An 18009-nucleotide genomic window follows, 5' to 3' on the forward strand; every position below is an offset into this window, starting at 1 on the left:
CGCGAAGGTCTTGCAGCTACGCGCGGCGTTCGCGCGACGGCGCACGACAGACACGCGCTCGCGCCGCCTACCCCGCTTCCCGCAACGTCCCCAGCAGCACCTTCCTGCAACTCGCGACCATCTGCGCCTCCGGGTCGCGATACCCGGTGAGCAGCCACGCCGCGCCGACGTTCGTCATCGCGCCGACCAGCGCGAGCCCGATGAGCCGCTGCTCGGTGCGCTCGGCGGGTGTCGCGGCCTCGCGGGCCGCGCCGATCGCCATGATCAGCTTGCCGAAGTCGAGCAGCATCCGCTGGTACGTCATGTCGGTATCGGCGCTCACGCCCATCACCTCGAGCAGCAGCACGCGCGCCGCGCATGGATCGCGCAGGAAGCCGAAGAACGCGGCGAGCCCCGCGTCGACGCTTTCGCGCAGATCGCCGCCGCGCTCGGCCACCGCGCGTGCGACCGCGTCGTGCAGCTGCTGCGCGTGATGCAGGTAGGTGCAGCGCAGCAGATCCTCGGTGCTGTCGAACGCCGCATAGAAATAACGGTCGTTGAGCTTCGCTTCCTGGCAGATCGACCGCACGGTCGCCTTGCGGAATCCGACCGTGCCGAACACGCGCGTCGCCGCGCGGATCAACGCATCGCGCCGCTCGGCGGCCCGCACCTCGGGCGCCACGCCGCCGTACGCCCGGCCCCGTTTTTCCGTTTCGAGTGCTTTCTCCATTTCGCTATTTGACATCAGGACACCCGAAAACTAAAGTGGTGACGAATAACACCACAATAGGCGCGCCGCCGATGCAGCGCAAGCGGAACGGGAGGAACGACGCATGAAGGGGTTTTCCGGCAAGGTCGCCGCGATCACGGGTGCCGGTTCGGGCATGGGCCGCAGCCTCGCGGTCGAGCTCGCGCGGCGCGGCTGCGAGGTCGCGCTCGCCGATGTCAACGATGTCGGGCTCGCCGCCACCGCGGCCGCGTGCGCGAAGCACGGCGTGCGCACGAGCACGCGGCGGCTCGACGTCGCCGACCGCGATGCGGTGTTCGCGTGGGCCGATTTCGTGCGCGCCGAACACGGCAAGGTCAACCTGGTCTTCAACAACGCGGGCGTGTCGCTGGCCGCGAGCGCCGAGACCGCGCGCATCGCCGATCTCGAATGGATCGTCGGCATCAACTTCTGGGGCGTCGTGCATGGCACGCAGGCGTTCCTGCCGCACCTGCGCGCGTCGGGCGACGGGCACGTGATCAACACGTCGAGCCTGTTCGGACTCGTCGCGATGCCGACGCAGAGCGCGTACAACGCGACCAAGTTCGCGGTGCGCGGCTTCACCGAGGCACTGCGGATGGAACTCGAACTCGACGGCGCGCCGGTCAGCGCGACCTGCGTGCATCCGGGCGGCGTCGCGACCAACATCGTCGACGCGAGCCGCGTCGATACCAGCATCCACGCGCTCACGGGCCAGGACGAAGCGACCCACCGCCGCCAGGCGAACCGCCTGATCAACGCGACGACGGCCGACGACGCCGCGCGGCAGATTCTCGCCGGCGTCGAGCGCAATGCGCGCCGCGTGCTGGTCGGCGCCGACGCGCGCCGCCTCGACAAGCTCGCGCGCCTGCTCGGCGCCGGCTACCAGCGGCTGGTGCTGCGCCACGTGCGCCGCGCCCGCGCACGCAATCTCGAGCGCACCCGTGCCCCCGCCGCGCGGCCGACCACACCGACCAAGGATCCCGCATGACCTCGACGACGACGACCGACCGGCGCGACGCGCCGTCCGCCTCCGGCGACGCTCGTGACCTCGACGTGCTGATCGTCGGCGCCGGCCTGTCCGGCATCGGCGCCGCCTATCACCTGAAAAAGCGCTGCCCGCATGCGAGCGTCGCGATCGTCGAGGCGCGCGACGCGATCGGCGGCACCTGGGACCTGTTCCGCTATCCCGGCGTCCGTTCGGATTCCGACATGTTCACGCTCGGCTACAGCTTCCGCCCGTGGCACAGCGACAAGGCGATCTCGGACGGCCAGACGATCCTCGACTATATCCGCGACACCGCGCGCGCGTACGGCATCGACAAGACGATCCGCTACGGCCAGAAAGTGGTCGCGGCCGACTGGGATTCGAACCGCGCGCGCTGGACGGTGCGCATCGAGCGCACGCGGGACGGCGCGCTCGACACGCTGGTCTACACGTGCCGCTTCCTCTACATGTGCAGCGGCTATTACGACTACGACGGTGGCTACCTGCCCGACTGGGCCGGCATGGAATCGTTCGAAGGCCGGATCGTGCATCCGCAGCAATGGCCGAAGGACCTGTCGTACGCGAACCGGCGCGTCGTCGTGATCGGCAGCGGCGCGACGGCCGTCACGCTGGTGCCGTCGATGGCGGCCGATGCGAAGCACGTGACGATGCTGCAGCGCTCGCCGACCTACATCGTGTCGCTGCCCGCCCGCGACAGGATCGCGAACGCGTTGCGCCGCGTGCTGCCGTCGCGGCTCGCGCACCGGCTCGTGCGCATGAAGAACGTACTGCTGACGATGTACCTGTACAACGTGTCGCGCCGCAAGCCCGAGCGGACGAAGCAGTTCATCATCCGCGCGGCCGGCAGGCAGCTCGGCCCCGATTTCGACGTCGCGAAGCACCTGACGCCGCGCTACATGCCGTGGGACCAGCGCGTGTGCCTCGTGCCGAACGGCGACCTGTTCAAGTCGATCCGCGCGGGCCGCGCATCGATCGTCACCGACGAGATCGAGCGCTTCACGCCGACCGGCCTGAAGCTGAAAAGCGGCCAGCAGCTCGTCGCGGACGTGATCGTCACCGCGACCGGGCTGGAGGTGAAGCTGCTCGGCGGCGCGCGCGTCACGGTCGACGGCCGCGCGGTCGATTTGCCGCAGACCGTGTCCTACAAAGGAATGATGTACAGCGACGTGCCGAACCTCGCGTCGTCGTTCGGTTACACGAACGCGTCGTGGACGCTGAAGGCCGAGCTGATCGCGCGCTACGTGTGCCGGCTGCTCAACCACATGCGCGCGAACGGCTACGACACCTGCGTGCCGCGGCTCGGCGCCGGTGACCTCGGCGACGTGCCGGCGGTGAACCTGAGCTCGGGCTACATCCAGCGCGCGGCCGGCATCCTGCCGAAGCAGGGGCACCGCAAGCCGTGGAAGTTCCACCAGAACTACGTGCTCGATCTCGCGTCGCTGAAGTTCAGCGGGCTCGCCGATTCGGCCATGCAGTTCGAACGCCGCGCGAAAGCCGGCCCGGCCGCCGCGCCGGTCGCCGAACCCGTACTCGAAACCCGTTGAGGCCGACATGAGCCATACGCTTCACCTGATCCAGAACGTGCTGCTCGGCGTCGTCGCGATGCTCGCCGCGCTCGCGCTGTTTTCCGGCTACGTCGCGCGTCGCGTGACGCGCGCGTTTCCGCCCGAAGGCCGCTTCGTCGACATCGGCGGCGACCACATCCACTACGTCGAGTACGGCAGCGGCCCGCCGCTCGTGTTCGTGCACGGGCTCGCCGGGCAGTGGCGCAATTTCGCGTACCTGCCGCTCACGCGGCTCGCGCAGCACCATCGCGTGATCCTCGTCGACCGGCCCGGCGCCGGCCGCTCGCTGCGCGGCGCCGGCTCGCAGGCGAACGTGTTCGCGCAGGCCCGCACGATCGCCGCGTTCATCGACGCGCTGAAGCTCGACCGGCCCGTGCTCGTCGGCCACTCGCTCGGCGGCGCGATCGCGCTCGCGGTCGGCCTCAACCATCCGGAGCGTGTAAGCCGGCTCGCGCTGATCGCGCCGCTGTCGCACGAGCAGACCGAACCGCCGGCCCCGTTCAAGCCGCTGATGCTGCCGTCGCCGCTGGTGCGCCGCTTCGTGTCGTGGACCTTCGCGATCCCGCTGACGATCCTGACCGGCCGCAAGGCCGTCGATCAGGTGTTCGCGCCGGAAGCCGTGCCGCGCGACTTCCCGGTGAAGGGCGGCGGGCTGCTCGGGCTGCGGCCGCACGTGTTCTACGCGACGGCGACCGACCTGCTGTCGGCCCCCGTCGACCTGCCCGCGATGGTGCACCGCTACGCGGACCTCGCGCTGCCGGTCGACGTGCTGTACGGCCGCGCCGATCCGATCCTGAACTGGCGCACGCACGGCGAAGCACTCGCGCAGAAGTCGGCACGCGTGAGGTTGAAGGTCGTCGAAGGCGGGCACATGCTGCCGGTCACGATTCCCGACGCAACGGCGGACTGGCTGCTCGAAGTCGCCGCCGCGCCGGTCGAGGCGCCGGCGCAGGGCGCGCACGTCGAGCATTGAGCGTCGGCGGGCCTGCCGGCCGCGCCGCGCGCGGGTCAGGCTTCGTCGTCGGGCAGCGACAGCCCGAGCTCCGCGATGACCTCGCGCGCGCTGCGGAACGCCTCGACCGCCGCCGGCGCGCCCGCGTAAAGCGCGCTGTGCAGCAGCACCTCGCGGATCTCGACGAGGCTCGCGCCGTTGTTGAGCGCGCCACGCACGTGGCCCTTCAGTTCCGTGCCGCGGCCGAGCGCCGCCAGCATCGCGCACGTACAGAGGCTGCGCGTCTTCAAGTCGATGCCGCCGCGCTGCCACGTGCTGCCCCACGCGTGCTCGTTCAGCCAGTTCTGCAGCGGACGCGAAAAACCGTCGAGGTCGCGCATCGCGCGCTCGACGAATGCCTCGCCCATGACTTCGGTGCGGCGCGCCTTGCCCTGTTTCCTGTCCTGTTCGCTCATGTCGTGTCCTGTCTGAAGTCTTGGCCGCTTCGGCGTCGCCTGCGGCCGGGTGGGTTCGCGTCATGTTCGCGGCGCGGGGGTGTTTCGTCAAAGAACGTGCCCTCGGGGCGCGGCCGGCTGCGTCACACGCGGAACACCGGGCCGAACGCTACGTAACATCCAGCCCGGCGTTACGGCACCTTACGGGAACATCACGGCGCGCACAGCGGCGCAACTGGCGCGCCCGTCCCGCGAAAGCCCCATTCCTCCGTTTAAATCGCGCCGATATTCCCGATTCCCGCAACAAAGCGCCGGCGCATTGCGCGGAAGATGTCATGGCGCGGAATTTGCAGTAATGGCCCGGACACAACTTCCAATGTCGAGGCCACCATGCACCATTACTTAAAGAAGACGACGGTATCGCTGGCCGTCCTGTCGCTGCTCTCGCTGTATGGCTGCGGTTCGGTCGACGGGCCGGTCACGCCGTCGATCAAGCCGAGCACGTCGGGGACGTCCGGGACTTCGGGGACATCCGGAACGTCCGGCGGCGGCTCGTCGGGTACGTCCGGCGGCGGTAGTTCGGGGACGTCGGGTTCGTCGGGGACTTCGGGTACGTCGGGCACCTCCGGTACGTCGGGCACCTCGGGCACTTCCGGCACGTCGGGCACCTCCGGTACGTCAGGCACTTCCGGTACGTCGGGCACCTCCGGTACGTCGGGCACCTCCGGTACGTCGGGCACTTCCGGTACGTCGGGCACTTCCGGCACGTCGGGCACCTCCGGTACGTCGGGCACCTCCGGCACGTCGGGCACTTCCGGCACTTCGGGCACTTCCGGCACGTCGGGCACTTCCGGCACGTCGGGCACTTCCGGCACGTCGGGCACTTCCGGTACTTCAGGCACCTCGGGCACGTCCGGCACGTCGGGCACTTCCGGTACTTCAGGCACCTCCGGCACCAGCGCCACCCCGCTCGGCAACGTCCTCCAGCAAACCGGCACGCTCGTCACGGCACTGGGCACGACGGTCGCGAACGGCGGGTCGCAGATCGGCGGCGTACAGGTCCCCGGCACGAACCCGACGACGGCCACCAGCATCGGCAATGCGGTCACCAGCCTCGGCAACGGCGTGCAGTCGCTCGGCAACGGCGTCGCGGCCGGCCTTGGCTCGATCGGCGTGTCGCCGAACCCGCTCGGCCCGACGCTCACTTCGACCACCGGCCTGCTGACCGGCGCCGGCGGCGCCGTCAACAACCTCGGCAACGCGGTGACGAGCCTCGGCACCGGTCCGCTGGCGCCGCTCGCGCCGGCGACGACCCTGGTCGGCAGTCTCGTCAACACGGTCGGCACCGCGGTCAACTCCACCGCATCGGCGCTCAACACGGCGCTGAACAGCGCGCCGGTCCAGCAACTCGAGACGCAGCTCGGCAGCGTGATCAACCCGATCACCAACACGCTGACCGGCGGCGTCACGACGCCTGGCGCCACGCAGACGCTCGGCAACGCGACCCTGCTCGGCGCCCCGCTCAGCGGCCTGCTGAACACGCTCGGCAGCGGCCTCGGCCTCGCCGGTACGCAGGTCGGCAGCGCGACCGGCAACCCGGTCGGCACGAGCGCCGGCAACAGCGTGTCCCAGCTCGGCAACACGGTGTCGTCGACAGGCGGCCTGCTGTCCAGCGGCAGTTCCAGCAGCGGCACCAACCCGCTCGCCCCGATCACGGGCGTGCTCGGTTCGCTGACGGGCGCCCTCGGCGGCGGCAGCAGTTCGAGCGGCTCCGGCGGCACCAGCGGGACGAGCGGCACCAGCGGCGGCCCGCTCGCGCCGATCACGGGCCTGCTCGGCACGGTGACGGGCGCCCTCGGCGGCCTCGGTTCGAGCGGTACGGGCGGCACCAGCGGCACGAGCGGTACCAGCAGCTCGGGCGCCGGCAGCCTGCTGGCACCGGTCACCGGCCTCGTCAATTCGCTGACGCCGCTTGGCGCAAGCCTCACCGGCACGGTCACGACGCCGGGCGGCAACCTGACCGGCAACCTCGGCGGTGCGCTGACGAGCGGCCCGGTCGGCACGCTGACGGGCTCGCTGACGTCGGCGGCCGGCACGCTCGGCGCAGTCGGCACGGCCAGCCCGGGCGGCGCGGCCGGCACGGTGACGACGCCGTCCGGCAGCGGCACCGTCACGGCCGGCCTGACCGGCAGTTCGAACGGCGGCACCGCGGCTGGCGCGACCAACCTGCTGGCACCGGTGACGAACCTGCTCGGCGGCCTGCTCGGCACCGCCCCGAAGAAGTAACGCGTCACGTATCAGAACCACAGGCCAATGGCCGGGCACATACCAATCCAAAGCCCGGCCGATGGCCGGCGCCACCCGCCAAGCGGGGGCGCCGGCCGTCATCCCGACGAGGATCCGATCATGAATTCCACGCTCGACGGCATCGCCGCGGTCCAGGACCGCCCGCCCCGTTCCGCCACGCCGTTCCGCGCCGGCCTGCTCGGCATCGCGGCCGGTCTCTTCGCGCTGTGGATCACGCGCGACCAGCCGAGCCTCGATGCGGCCACGCGCGCGGTCGTCGCCAGCCTCGCGATCATCGGCACGATCGCGCTGCACGAAATCTTCATCTCGCGCGTCTACCTGCGCCCGAGCGCGGGACTGTCGCGCCAGGCCGTGCGCCCGCTCGGGCTCGCCCGCGTCGCGACGCGGCTCGGCGCGCTGACGTCGATCTACGCCTGCATCGCCGCGATCTACTGGCTGCTGCCCGAATATCACGGCGCGTTCTACCTGCCGTTCTGGTCGCTGCTGCGCTCGCTCGCGCCGTACGTGATCGTCGCCGCGCCGTTCTACTTCGCGTGGATGGATCGCCACCAGCGCGAGACCGACGACGCGTACCTGCTGTGGGGCCGCTACCTGTTCCGCCGCGAGCAGCCCGCGAGCTGGCAGCCCGTGCGCGAGATGCTCGCCGGCTGGGGCGTGAAGGCGTTCTTCCTGCCGCTGATGACGGTCTACCTGTCGAAGGACGCCGATCACCTGAGCGCATCGCTTGCGCACGCAGTGAACGCGCCGATGACGATCGCGACCTTCGTGTTCCTGTACGACCTGTCGTTCACGATGGACCTGATGTTCGGCACCGTCGGCTACCTGTGCACGTTCCGCATCCTCGACAGCCACGTGCGCACCGTCGAGCCGACCACGCTCGGCTGGGTCGCCGCGCTGATGTGCTACCAGCCGTTCTGGTCGCTGATCTCGAACAACTACATCCGCTACGAAGGCTCGCTGTTCTGGGACAACTGGCTGCTGTCCGCGCCGACGCTGCGCGTGATCTGGGGCGCGGCGATCATCCTGCTGCTGATGACCTATGCGCTGTCGACGATCTCGTTCGGGCTGCGTTTCTCGAACCTCACGAACCGCGGGATCATCACGTCGGGCCCGTATCGTTTCACGAAGCATCCGGCGTACATCACGAAGAACCTGTCGTACTGGATGGTGTCGGTGCCGTTCGTCGAGCCGCTCGGCTGGCAGGTCGGGCTGATGCACTGCGCGGGGCTCGTCGCGGTCAATCTGATCTACTACACGCGGGCGAAGACGGAGGAACGTCATTTGATGCGCGATCCTGACTATCGCGCGTATGCGGAATGGATCGCGCAGCATGGGTTGTTAGCGCGGATCAGGCAGGCGTTCGGGGTGCGGCAGGCAGGGTGAGGCGGCGGCGCGACGAGATCGCCGCAACCACCGTGTGAAGAAGGTCGTTGCGGCTCGGCGATCCTTGGACGGGCCCGCTCCCATGAGCAGATCCTGATGAAGTTCGTCTGCCGTGAAGTGTGTGTAATTTCGAGACAAACACCGACAAGCGACATCGACACATCCGCCCCTTGCGACCGATTGTCGCGAAACACCCTCGATTCCCCGCGTTTCGTCGCTTTTCTCCCGCCGTCCGGTTGCCCGTCCCGTGCCCGTCGCGTATGGTGCTGACCGTCCGCGCGCCTGCCGCCCGGACCTTCGACCGTCGTCACGCACGACGGCCGCGCGGGCCGCGCCCGCCATCACCGTCTCCGCGGCACCGCCGTTCGGCGCCGCGCGTTCATGAGGAGAGAGGCGTGATCCACAAAGTCCTGATCCTGTTCGCACTCTGCATCGCGGGCCTCGCCGCGATCGCCGCCGGTTTCCAGCACATCCCCAGCTGATTCGCGGCCCCGGCTCGCACGTCGAGCCCGGGGGCCGCTGCCATTTCCTTTCCCGTTTGCGATGAACCCCTTTCTCGATGCGCCCGGGACGGGCGCCTTTTGCCATGCGTATCGACGTACAGCATTCCCAGCACGACATCGACGATGAACTCGACATGCTCCACGCGCGTCTGAACCAGCCGGGCCATCGCCTGCACGGCCTGCCGGCCGTCGCGCTCGGCGACTCGGGCCTGATCGTCCGCCACCGCGAGGCCGACGGCGAATATTTCCTTTACGTCGAGGATCCGTCGGCCCGGCAGCTCGCCGGCTACACGATCTTCAACCGGCTTCCCGAACTGCCGCGCCGCGCGGACCGCTACCTGCGCGCGCCGCATACGCGGCTGCGCGGGTCCGCGCAACGCAAGGGGCTTGCGACGACGCTGTATCGATGGGGACTCGACGCGGGTCTCTGCCTGATCAGCGGCGCGCGTCAGTCGGTCGGCGCGGCACAGCTGTGGACCGCGCTCGCGCACGACTACCGGCACGGCTTCGTCGACGTCGAAGGCCGCGCGCTGCGCTATCTCGGCGAAACCGTCGCGGACGACGTGTACGGTGCGCTGCATACGCGCCGCCTGTTGCTCGGCGACGGATGGACACTCGGTGACCTGGCACGGGCAACCGGGATGCGCGACACGGTTGCCACCCGGGGTCAGGACACGCAGTTGCCGCGGAACGGACGCGAATCGCATCACCTGCGCCGCGTCGCCGACGCGCGACACGTTGCTCGCGCCCCGATGAGATAATCCGGCGGATCCGCGCGCCGTCGCCGCGCAAGACTCCCACCCCTACGCTCCTCGATGGCTATCGAACCCCGAACCGATTCCGAGCGCCGCATCGACATCGTCGCGCTGTGCGGCAGCCTGCGTGCACAGTCGCACAACGCGGCGCTGCTGGACGCAGCCGCCCGCGTTGCGCCGCGCGGGATGCGCATCACGCGTTTCGATCGTCTCGGCGAGTTTCCGCTGTTCAACCCCGATATCGAAGATCCGTCGCCGGCCGCGGTGCGCGACCTGATCGAGCGGCTGAATGCCGCGGACGGCGTGCTGATCGCGAGCCCGGAATACGCGCACGGCGTGACGGGCGTGATGAAGAACGCGCTGGACTGGATCGTGGGATGCGAGGCCGTCGTGTACAAGCCGGTCGCGGTATTGAACGCGTCGCCGCGCGCGACGCATGCGGACGCGGCGCTGCGGGAAACGCTGTCGGTGATGTCGGCGTGCATCGTCGAGCGCGCGTCGATCACGCTGCCGATCCTCGGCAGCCGGCTCGACGCGGCGGGCATCGCCGCGCATCCGCCGTTCGCATCGGCGCTGACCGACGCGTTGCACGCGCTGCGCGCGGCGATCGACGAGCAGGCGACCGCTCGCTAGACAACGATCGGCGCGGCGCAAGTGCGTGCGTTATCGCGCCTTGGTGCGCGTGGTCTTCTTCGCCGGCTTCAGCGTCTTCGCGGCTTTCGCGCGCGGCGCCTCCTTCTCCGGCTGCGCGCCGCCGCCGGCCAGATCCTCGAGCCACGCCAGCGCATCGATGTACGACAGGAACTGCTGCAGGTATTCCGGCGACAGCTCGCGCATCGTCGCGAGCGACCGGTGCACGAGGCTGTTCGAATTGAGCGGTCCCGCGTTGCGCGGCACCTGGTCGAGCGACTGGCGGTACTGCTGTTCGGTGCGGACCTTCGACCACATCGCGCGGAAGTAGTCGATCAGCGCGGGATCGATCCCGCGCCGGTCAGCCTCTGCATCGCGCGCGAGGCGCTCGACGAGCCCGCCGATCGCACCACGCACAGGCGCCTGCGCGTTCGCTTGCGCCGCCGAGCTGGCGGCTGCCGCTTCACCGGCTCGCGCGACGATCTGCGCAAACCCTTCCAGCAGCATCGCGAGCCGCGCATCGAGCAACGCGCGCGCATCGCCGTCGAGCGCGGCCGCGCGCTTCTCGAGCGCGTCGAGCCGATGGAAGCGCACCGGATCGAGCCGGTCGGCGCCCTGCTCGCGCCACGCGTCGAGCGTCGCGCGCACGTGCGTCGCATCGTCCGTCACTTCGCCTTCCCTCCGCTCGACGCGGTCTTGCGCGGCACCGGCGCGATCTCCACGCGACGGTTCTTCGCGCGGCCTTCATCGTCCGCGTTCGAGCTGACCGGCTGCTCGGAGCCGAACGCGGCCGCGAACACCGACTTCGCCGGCACGCCGGCGTCGATCAGCGCACGCGTGACCGTCAGCGCGCGCTTGGCCGACAGTTCCCAGTTGTCCGCGAACTGGCGGTTGCCGGCACGCACCTGCTGGTCGTCGGCGAAGCCGCTGATCATCAGGATCTCGTCGCGCGTCTTCAGGTAGGCGGCCAGCGGCGCAGCCAGCGTCTTCAACAGATCGCGGCCCTCGGGCTGCAACTGGTCGGAGTTCAGCGCGAACAGCACGTTGCCGCTGATGCCGATGCGGCCGTTCACGAGTGTCACGCGGCCGGCCGCGAGCGGCCCGGCCAGCGCCTCCTCGAGCGACTTGCGCTGCTGCGCTTCCTGCTGGCGCGCGCGCACGGCTTCCTCGAGCTTCGACGTGAGCTGCAACTGCATGCCGATCACGCCGACGAGGATCAGCACGAATGCGCCGAGCAGCACCGACATCAGGTCGGCGAACGCGGGCCACACCGGCGCGGAAGGCGCGCCGTCGTCGATTTCGTCGTGCATGCGTTACGCTCCGACCGATGCCCGCCGACCGGCGATCTGCTGCAGGTCCTCGACGATCTGCTTCTGCGACATCATGCTCAGGTCGATCACCTCGCGCGCCTGCGCGACGTAGTACTCGAGCTGCTCGTCGCTGCGCGCGAGCGATTTCTCGAGCGCGGCCTCGATGCGCTGCAGGTGGTTCAGCAGCTTGTCGTTCGACTCGCCGAACACCTGCACGGCCGCGCCGAACGCATCGCCGAGGCTCGCGACCTCGACCGCACCGGCCGTGACCTGTGCGGCGACCGAATCGAGCTTGCGCGTTTCGGCATCGACGGTGTCGTTGAAGCGCGCGCCGACGCGCTCGAGCAGGTCGGCCGACGTGCTGACGAGCGCATCGATCGCGGTACGCTGTTCGGTCGACGCGTGATTGACCGCGCCGAGCAGCGTCTCGAGCGTCGCGAGCAGGCGGCTGCGCTCCTCGAGCATCGCGGTGTCGCGCACCATGCTGTCGGACAGGCGCTGGCGCAGTTCGGCGACGACGTCGGCCGCGGCCTTCGGCGCTTCCGATGCGGCCTGCACGAGGCGCGAGATCTCGTTGATCGTGTCGCTTGCATGCACCTGCGCCTGCGCGGTGATGTCGTTCGCGGTGCGGGTCAGCGTGTCGCAGATGTCCTGCTGGCGCGTCGCGGCCTGCGCGCTCGTCTGCGCCCATTCGTCGCGCAGCGCGGCGGCCATCGCGGCGAGCGAGTCGTTCCATGCGGACAGGCGTTCTTCGTCGCGCGCGGCCAGTTGCGTTTGCAGGCCCGTGTGCGATTCGCGGATCGTCGACAGCAGGTCATTCGAGCGTTGTTCGAACGTGGAAGCTTGTGCGGTCAGATCGCGCGTCGTTTGTGCGAGTGCGTCGCAGATTTCCTGCTGACGGCCCGCGCTGTGTACGCCCGCGCGCTGCCACTCTTCGCCGAGCTTTGCAGCCATCGCGGCTAGCGAATCGTTCCATGCCGACAGGCGTTCTTCGTCGCGTGCGGCCAGTTGCGTTTGCAGCCCCGTGTGCGAATCGCGGATCGTCGACAACAGGTCGTTCGAACGTTGCTCGAACGTCGCTGCTTGTGCGGTCAGATCGCGCGTGGTTTGTGCAAGGGCGTCGCAGATTTCCTGCTGACGGCCCGCACTGTGCACGCCCGCGCGCTGCCACTCGTCGCCGAGCTTCGTCGCCATCGCGGCGAGCGAGTCGTTCCATGCGGACAGGCGCTCCTCATCGCGCGCGGCCAGTTGCGTTTGCAGCCCCGTGTGCGAATCGCGAATCGTCGACAGCAGATCGTTCGAACGTTGTTCGAACGTAGACGCCTGTGCCGCGAGATCGCGCGTCGTTTGTGCGAGCGCATCGCAGATTTCCTGCTGACGGCCCGCGCTGTGCGCGCCCGCGCGCTGCCATTCGTCGCCGAGCTTCGTCGCCATCGCGGCGAGCGAGTCGTTCCATGCGGACAGACGTTCCTCGTCGCGTGCCGCGAGTTGCGTCTGCAAGCCCGTATGCGACTCGCGGATCGTCGACAGCAGATCGCTCGAACGTTGTTCGAACGTAGACGCCTGTGCCGCGAGATCGCGCGTCGTTTGCGCCAGCGCATCGCAGATTTCCTGCTGACGGCCCGCGCTGTGCGCGCCCGCGCGCTGCCATTCGTCGCCGAGCTTCGCGGCCATCGCCGTCAGCGACGCATTCCACGCCGCCAGGCGTTCCTCGTCGCGCGCGGCCAGTTGCGTCTGCAGCCCCGCATGCGACTCGCGCATCGCGGCGAGCGCCGCGCCGGAATGCCGCTCGAAGGTCGCGGCGGCTTCGCCGAGCGCCTGCGCATGCTGGCCGGCCAGCGTCGCGCCGACCTGCTCCTGGCGCGCGAGCGCATCGCGCCACACGTCGGACAGCCGGCTTTCGGTCGATTCGAGGCGCGTCGCGACGCCGTCGAGCAGGTCCGTCGACCGCTGCGCGAAGGTGTCGGTGAACTGGCCGAGCGTCGTCTGCAATTGCTGCGCGACGGCGTCGCCCGCGCGGCGCTGCTCGTCGAGCGCGCGGTTCCAGACGGCCGTCACGTTCCCGGTGGTCTTCTCGAAACCGTCGGTCAGCCCGTCGAGCTGACGCTGCACGGCGCCCGTCACGGTGTCGCGCAACGCGGCCATCTCCTGCGCGAGCCCCGTCATCGTCGCCGCGACGACCGGCTGCAGCGCGGCACCGGCGACGCGCGCGCTCTCGGCGGCGCTTTCCTTCAGCGCATCGCCGACGTTCGACGCCAGGCCCGCATACGCGCGCTCGGTCCGATCGAAGAACGCCTGCTGGCTTTCGATCTGGCGATCGTGCAGCGCGACGCTGCGCGCCTCGAGCGTCGTCATCATCGTCTGCAGCCGGTCGACCAGGGCCGGCATCACGTCGGCCTGGCGCTGCAGCAGCCGGAAGGATTCGTCGCGTTGGTGTGCGGACGAATGCACGCGCAGCGTCGTCGCGATCTTCGCGTCGAGTTGCTGGCCCGCGTCGAGCCGTTCGCGGCGCACGAGCGCGGACAGGAGGCCGAGCATCGCCGACGTCGCGACGCCCGCGATCGACGTGCCGAACGCGAAGCCGAGGCCCTTCACCGGCGCGATCAGCGACGCGCGGATCGCGTCGAGGTCGGTCGCGCTTTCGAGCGCGGCGCCCGTGCCCTTCAGCGTGACGACCATCCCGAGCAGCGTGCCGAGCATGCCGAGCAGCACGAGCAGGCCGACGAGATACGGCGTCAGCGACGGGCCCGGCAGCGCGACGCGCGCGCCTTCGACGCGTGCCCGCACGGCGCCGCGCAGGCCCGCGGGCAGCGTGTCGAGCCAGGTGTCGAGCTGCGCCGGCGGTTCGGTCAGCCCGGCCACCGCGCGCGACAACGTGGCGGTCGCCTGCCGGTAGCGCCGCAGCTCCCACGCACCGGCGACGTAGCACGCGCCGATCAGCAGCGTGACGGCCGTCGCGAGCGGGTTCGACGCGACATAGCCGACGCCGATCCAGCACACTGCGAGCAGGCCGGCGATGAAGACAACGAGATCAAGACGAATTCTGGACATAGCGTAGGGATTAGCAGGTACGAAGGGCCGCGAGCAGCCCGTCTACCGTTTGAAACCGGACTTCGAGTTCGGCGAGCAGGATGCTTTGCATCTCGTTGCGGAACGTGTCGAGCCACGTGCCGGGCACGATCGCCACAGCGGGCGGTGCGTCGCCGTCGGGATCGGCAGCGGCCGCCGCTTGCGCGTCGGCCAGCGCCTGCCGTTCCGCGTCGCGCAGCCGCTCGAAGCGCGTGCCGAGCAGCGCGGGCACGGCGGACAGCAGGCTGCGCTCGCGCGCGCCGAGCACGCGCTCCATGATCGCGTCGAGCGCCGCGAGCCGCGCCATCCCGGACGCGCGCGCGGCCAGCGCGACCCGCAGGCGGCCGCGCAACTGGCCGATCGCCGTTTCCATTTCCTGCTGCAGGGACAGACAGCTCTGGCGGAAATCCGCGAAGTCCGCCGTGTCGGCGGGCGGCGGCGGCATTTCGCCTGGGCGCCGCCGCGTACGCGGACGGTGGGCGGCCGTGATCGCCTGCGCGAGGTCGTGACGCACGCGCGCGCAGTCGCGCTCGGCGTCGTAACCGCGCACGCCGGCCGCGACGCCGGGCGGGCTCGCATTCAGCGCGGACGACAGCGTGATCGCGTCGGTCCAGCCGAGCCACTGGCTCAGGCGGTCCGACAGCGTCTGCCGGGATTCCGCGACGTCGGCATCGGTCAGGCGCGCGAGCAGCCGGACGAGCGTCGGGCCGCTCAGTGCCGGGCGCGGGGGTGCTTGCACCATGCTGCAAACCGTCAAAAAAGGCAGCAGTTTACACGTCGTCGGGAGGTCGGCCGCCAGAATCGGGGAAGCGGCCCGGCACGGCACGCCGCGCAACCGGCGCGAACGCCCGCCGTACAAGGCTCGCGGGGCGGTTGTCGGGGTTTTCGCCAGCGCCGGCGCGGGTCAGGCGACGAGTCGGGCCGCGTTCCAGAGCCGGCGCGGGCGGGCGGGCCGGTTCGGGGTTCGGGCTCTCACCTGTGCATCAACAAACATTCACCCACACGCGTTTCCATCACGGACGTGCGGTACCATCGCGACACCCGCCACGCGAATCGCGTCCGACGCGGGCCCGCGCCGCCATGCAGCCGGCGCGCGGGCCGCCACCGGCCGCATTCCGGGTATCCGGCCGATATCGGCGGGTCGCAGCGCGCGCCCCCAAGGGAGACGGGTGGCGCCGCCCATGACAACGAGAGATCAATAACAGACGGGCCCGCCCGACCGCATACGATGATTTCCGACTTCGTCGCGCGCCTGCGCGAGCGCTTCAGCAAACCGCCCAGCCGGCAGGACTTCGCCGAACGCCTGATCGCCGCGCTGCGCGCGACCGGCGACACGCGCGAGTGGCTTCACGAGCACGACAAGGGCCGTCTCGTGCAAGCCGATGCCCCGTCGAACATCATCAACCTCCACAACCTGTTCCGCGATTACGCGGACGCGAAGCCCACCGAGCGCGAAGCGACGCTGCTGCGCCAGGCGAACGCGATGATGCAGCACGAGATTCCGGCGAACTTCGCGGACGTGCGCGCGCGGCTGCGCCCCGTGATCCGCAGCGCGACCGAGCGCGGCACGGTCGCGCTGCAGCTCGCCGGACAGCCCGAAGCGTCGGAGGTGGCGTTCCGGCCACTGTGCGAGAACCTCGAGATCGGCATCGCGTACGACGGCGAATTCAGCGTCGCGCGGCTGACGAGCGCGCGGCTCGCCGAATGGGGCGTCAGCTTCGACGCCGCCTGCGACATCGCGATCGACAACCTGCGCGGCGCGTCGTCGGCACCGTGGGTCGCGTTGCGCGACGGCGTGTTCCTGTCGCAGTTCGGCGACTACTACGACGCGTCGCGGCTGCTGCTGACCGACCTGCTGCATCGCCAGCCGATCTCCGGCGCGCCGGTCGTGATGGCGCCGAACCGGGCCGTGCTGCTGCTCACCGGCGACCGCAACACGGCCGGTCTCGCGACGATGGTCGAACTTGCCGAACACGCGCGCGCGCAGCCGCGTCCGCTGCCGCCGCTGATGCTGCGCTGGGACGGCGCCGCGTGGCGGAACTTCATCCCGGCAGGACTGGAGGCGAAGCTGCACGCGCTGCGCGTGGACGAACTCGCCGGCGACTACCAGGATCAGCGCACGCAGCTGGACGAGCTGCACAAGCGGGACGGCACCGACATCTTCGTGGCGACCTACACCGTGTATCGACGGCAGAACGGCGAACTGTTCAGTGTCAGCGTGTGGAGCGACGGTGTGCCGACGCTGCTGCCCGAGACGGACATCGTCGTGCTCTACCGGGAAGCGACGCGGCAGTCGGCGCACGTGCCGATGGCCGCGCTGCGGGACGCGTGCGGCGACCTGATGACAGCCACCGCGCATCGGCCGGTGCGGTATGAAGTGAAGGCGTTTCCGGACGAGGCGCGGTTCGCGGCGCTGCTGGAGCGGTTTCCGGCGGTGTGACGCGCGCTCGCGCGGGCGGATTGAGCGGATTGGGCGGATTGGGCGGATGGGCGGATGGGCGGATGGGCTGATGAGCGGATGGGCTGATGGACGGGGCGGACGGGGCGGATGGGCCCAAAAGAATCGCCCGGCTCGGACCGTCCCGCCACCGGACGGAATGACCGGCCGCGCCGGCATGCCCGTCGGGAATGAAACGACGGTGCGCGCGAGCGGCACCGCCTGCCGTCAGATCCCCGCTTTCGGCGCGTTCAGGATCAGCCGCAGGCCGAGCAGCGTGATCGCGCCGGCCGCGACGCGGTCGACCCACTTCTTCGCGCGCAGGTAGAGTTCGCGCGGCCGGCGGGTCGAAAAGCACAGCGCAACGATCGTGTACCAGCCGAATTCGACGCCGAACACGAGCGGCGGCAGCGCCAGGTAGCACCACAGCGGCGGATGCTGCGGCAACAGCGCCGCGAAGATGCTGCCGTACCAGATCGCCGTCTTCGGATTGCTCAGCTGGGTCGTGAGGCCGGTCCAGAACGACTTGCGCGCGCTGCCGGCGACGACGGCCTGCGGGTCGTCCATCGCGATCGGCCGGTCGGCGCCGCGCCAGATCTTCGACGCCATGTAGATCAGGTATGCGCCGCCGGCCACCTTGAGCCCGACGTACAGCCATTCGACCGCCTGCAGCAGCGTATAGAGCCCGGCCAGCGCGACGCCGCCGAACGCGATCCCGCCGACACCCATGCCGAGCGCGGTCGCGAGCCCGTCGCGGCGCGACAGCCCGATCGAATTGCGGGCGACCAGCACGAAACTCGGTCCCGGAATCATTGCGCCAAGCCACAGCGCGGCCAGAATGGCGAGTACGGCAGCCGATGCAGTCATCGAAGTCTCCTTGGTCGGCGGCGCCGAAACGCCGGCGCCTGCGTGTCGCGTCGAGAATCGAGTC

At 70.0% G+C, this 18009-nt stretch carries 15 protein-coding genes; 8 read left to right on the forward strand and 7 right to left on the reverse strand.

The features are described 5' to 3' along the window. Positions 1 to 67: 67 nt before the first annotated feature. On the reverse strand, positions 68 to 724 hold the full coding sequence (locus DIE17_RS10935; protein WP_124489837.1) for a TetR/AcrR family transcriptional regulator: 657 nt from the start codon (positions 722 to 724) through the stop codon (positions 68 to 70). Between the two features lie 88 nt (positions 725 to 812). Between DIE17_RS10935 and DIE17_RS10940 the strand changes: the two genes are divergently transcribed. From DIE17_RS10940 to DIE17_RS10950, 3 genes are read left to right on the forward strand one after another with little or no spacing between them, the layout of a single operon-like run. Further along, entirely contained in the window at positions 813 to 1715 is a 903-nt protein-coding gene (locus tag DIE17_RS10940) for an SDR family oxidoreductase (protein WP_124489838.1), read from the forward strand. Next, positions 1712 to 3277: an NAD(P)/FAD-dependent oxidoreductase gene (locus tag DIE17_RS10945; RefSeq protein ID WP_124920796.1), complete on the forward strand. Its 1566-nt coding sequence runs from the start codon at positions 1712 to 1714 to the stop codon at positions 3275 to 3277. The genes DIE17_RS10940 and DIE17_RS10945 overlap by 4 nt, the downstream gene beginning before the upstream one ends. Before the next feature lie 7 nt (positions 3278 to 3284). After that, positions 3285 to 4271: an alpha/beta fold hydrolase gene (locus DIE17_RS10950; protein WP_124645959.1), complete on the forward strand. Its 987-nt coding sequence runs from the start codon at positions 3285 to 3287 to the stop codon at positions 4269 to 4271. Between the two features lie 35 nt (positions 4272 to 4306). Here DIE17_RS10950 and DIE17_RS10955 read toward each other — a convergent pair whose 3' ends face one another. After that, positions 4307 to 4705, reverse strand: coding sequence for a carboxymuconolactone decarboxylase family protein (locus DIE17_RS10955; protein WP_124645958.1), 399 nt, complete (start codon positions 4703 to 4705; stop codon positions 4307 to 4309). Between the two features lie 369 nt (positions 4706 to 5074). Here DIE17_RS10955 and DIE17_RS10960 point away from each other — a divergent pair, with 369 nt between their 5' ends. From DIE17_RS10960 to DIE17_RS10975, 4 genes are all read left to right on the forward strand, one after another. Beyond that, positions 5075 to 6970, forward strand: coding sequence for a collagen-like triple helix repeat-containing protein (locus tag DIE17_RS10960; RefSeq protein ID WP_124920797.1), 1896 nt, complete (start codon positions 5075 to 5077; stop codon positions 6968 to 6970). Between the two features lie 120 nt (positions 6971 to 7090). After that, a complete protein-coding gene (locus DIE17_RS10965; protein WP_124667028.1) occupies positions 7091 to 8374 on the forward strand; it encodes an isoprenylcysteine carboxylmethyltransferase family protein in 1284 nt (427 codons plus the stop codon). A gap of 586 nt (positions 8375 to 8960) precedes the next feature. After that, complete coding sequence (locus DIE17_RS10970) at positions 8961 to 9638, forward strand: histone acetyltransferase (protein ID WP_185733774.1); 678 nt, start codon at positions 8961 to 8963, stop codon at positions 9636 to 9638. 54 nt (positions 9639 to 9692) lie between these two features. Beyond that, positions 9693 to 10265: an NADPH-dependent FMN reductase gene (locus DIE17_RS10975; protein WP_124667030.1), complete on the forward strand. Its 573-nt coding sequence runs from the start codon at positions 9693 to 9695 to the stop codon at positions 10263 to 10265. Between the two features lie 30 nt (positions 10266 to 10295). Here the strand turns inward: DIE17_RS10975 and DIE17_RS10980 are convergent, their stop codons facing one another. The 4 genes from DIE17_RS10980 to DIE17_RS10995 are packed head-to-tail and all read right to left on the reverse strand — an operon-like array spanning position 10296 to position 15383. After that, positions 10296 to 10931, reverse strand: coding sequence for a DUF2894 domain-containing protein (locus DIE17_RS10980; RefSeq protein WP_124667031.1), 636 nt, complete (start codon positions 10929 to 10931; stop codon positions 10296 to 10298). After that, positions 10928 to 11572: an OmpA family protein gene (locus tag DIE17_RS10985; protein WP_124667032.1), complete on the reverse strand. Its 645-nt coding sequence runs from the start codon at positions 11570 to 11572 to the stop codon at positions 10928 to 10930. The genes DIE17_RS10980 and DIE17_RS10985 overlap by 4 nt, the downstream gene beginning before the upstream one ends. A 3-nt stretch (positions 11573 to 11575) precedes the next feature. Next, positions 11576 to 14623, reverse strand: coding sequence for a DUF802 domain-containing protein (locus DIE17_RS10990; protein ID WP_124667033.1), 3048 nt, complete (start codon positions 14621 to 14623; stop codon positions 11576 to 11578). Positions 14624 to 14633: 10 nt separating this feature from the next. Beyond that, positions 14634 to 15383, reverse strand: coding sequence for a DUF3348 domain-containing protein (locus DIE17_RS10995; protein WP_124487639.1), 750 nt, complete (start codon positions 15381 to 15383; stop codon positions 14634 to 14636). 486 nt (positions 15384 to 15869) lie between these two features. On the opposite strand from DIE17_RS10995, the gene DIE17_RS11000 reads away from it, so the two are divergent. Then, complete coding sequence (locus tag DIE17_RS11000; protein ID WP_124487640.1) at positions 15870 to 17081, forward strand: hypothetical protein; 1212 nt, start codon at positions 15870 to 15872, stop codon at positions 17079 to 17081. Positions 17082 to 17306: 225 nt separating this feature from the next. On the opposite strand, the gene DIE17_RS11005 is transcribed toward DIE17_RS11000, so the two are convergent. Next, entirely contained in the window at positions 17307 to 17945 is a 639-nt protein-coding gene (locus DIE17_RS11005) for a LysE family translocator (RefSeq protein ID WP_044845331.1), read from the reverse strand. Positions 17946 to 18009: the final 64 nt, after the last annotated feature.

This window comes from Burkholderia sp. Bp9099 (genome assembly GCF_003857805.1).
Lineage (GTDB): Bacteria > Pseudomonadota > Gammaproteobacteria > Burkholderiales > Burkholderiaceae > Burkholderia.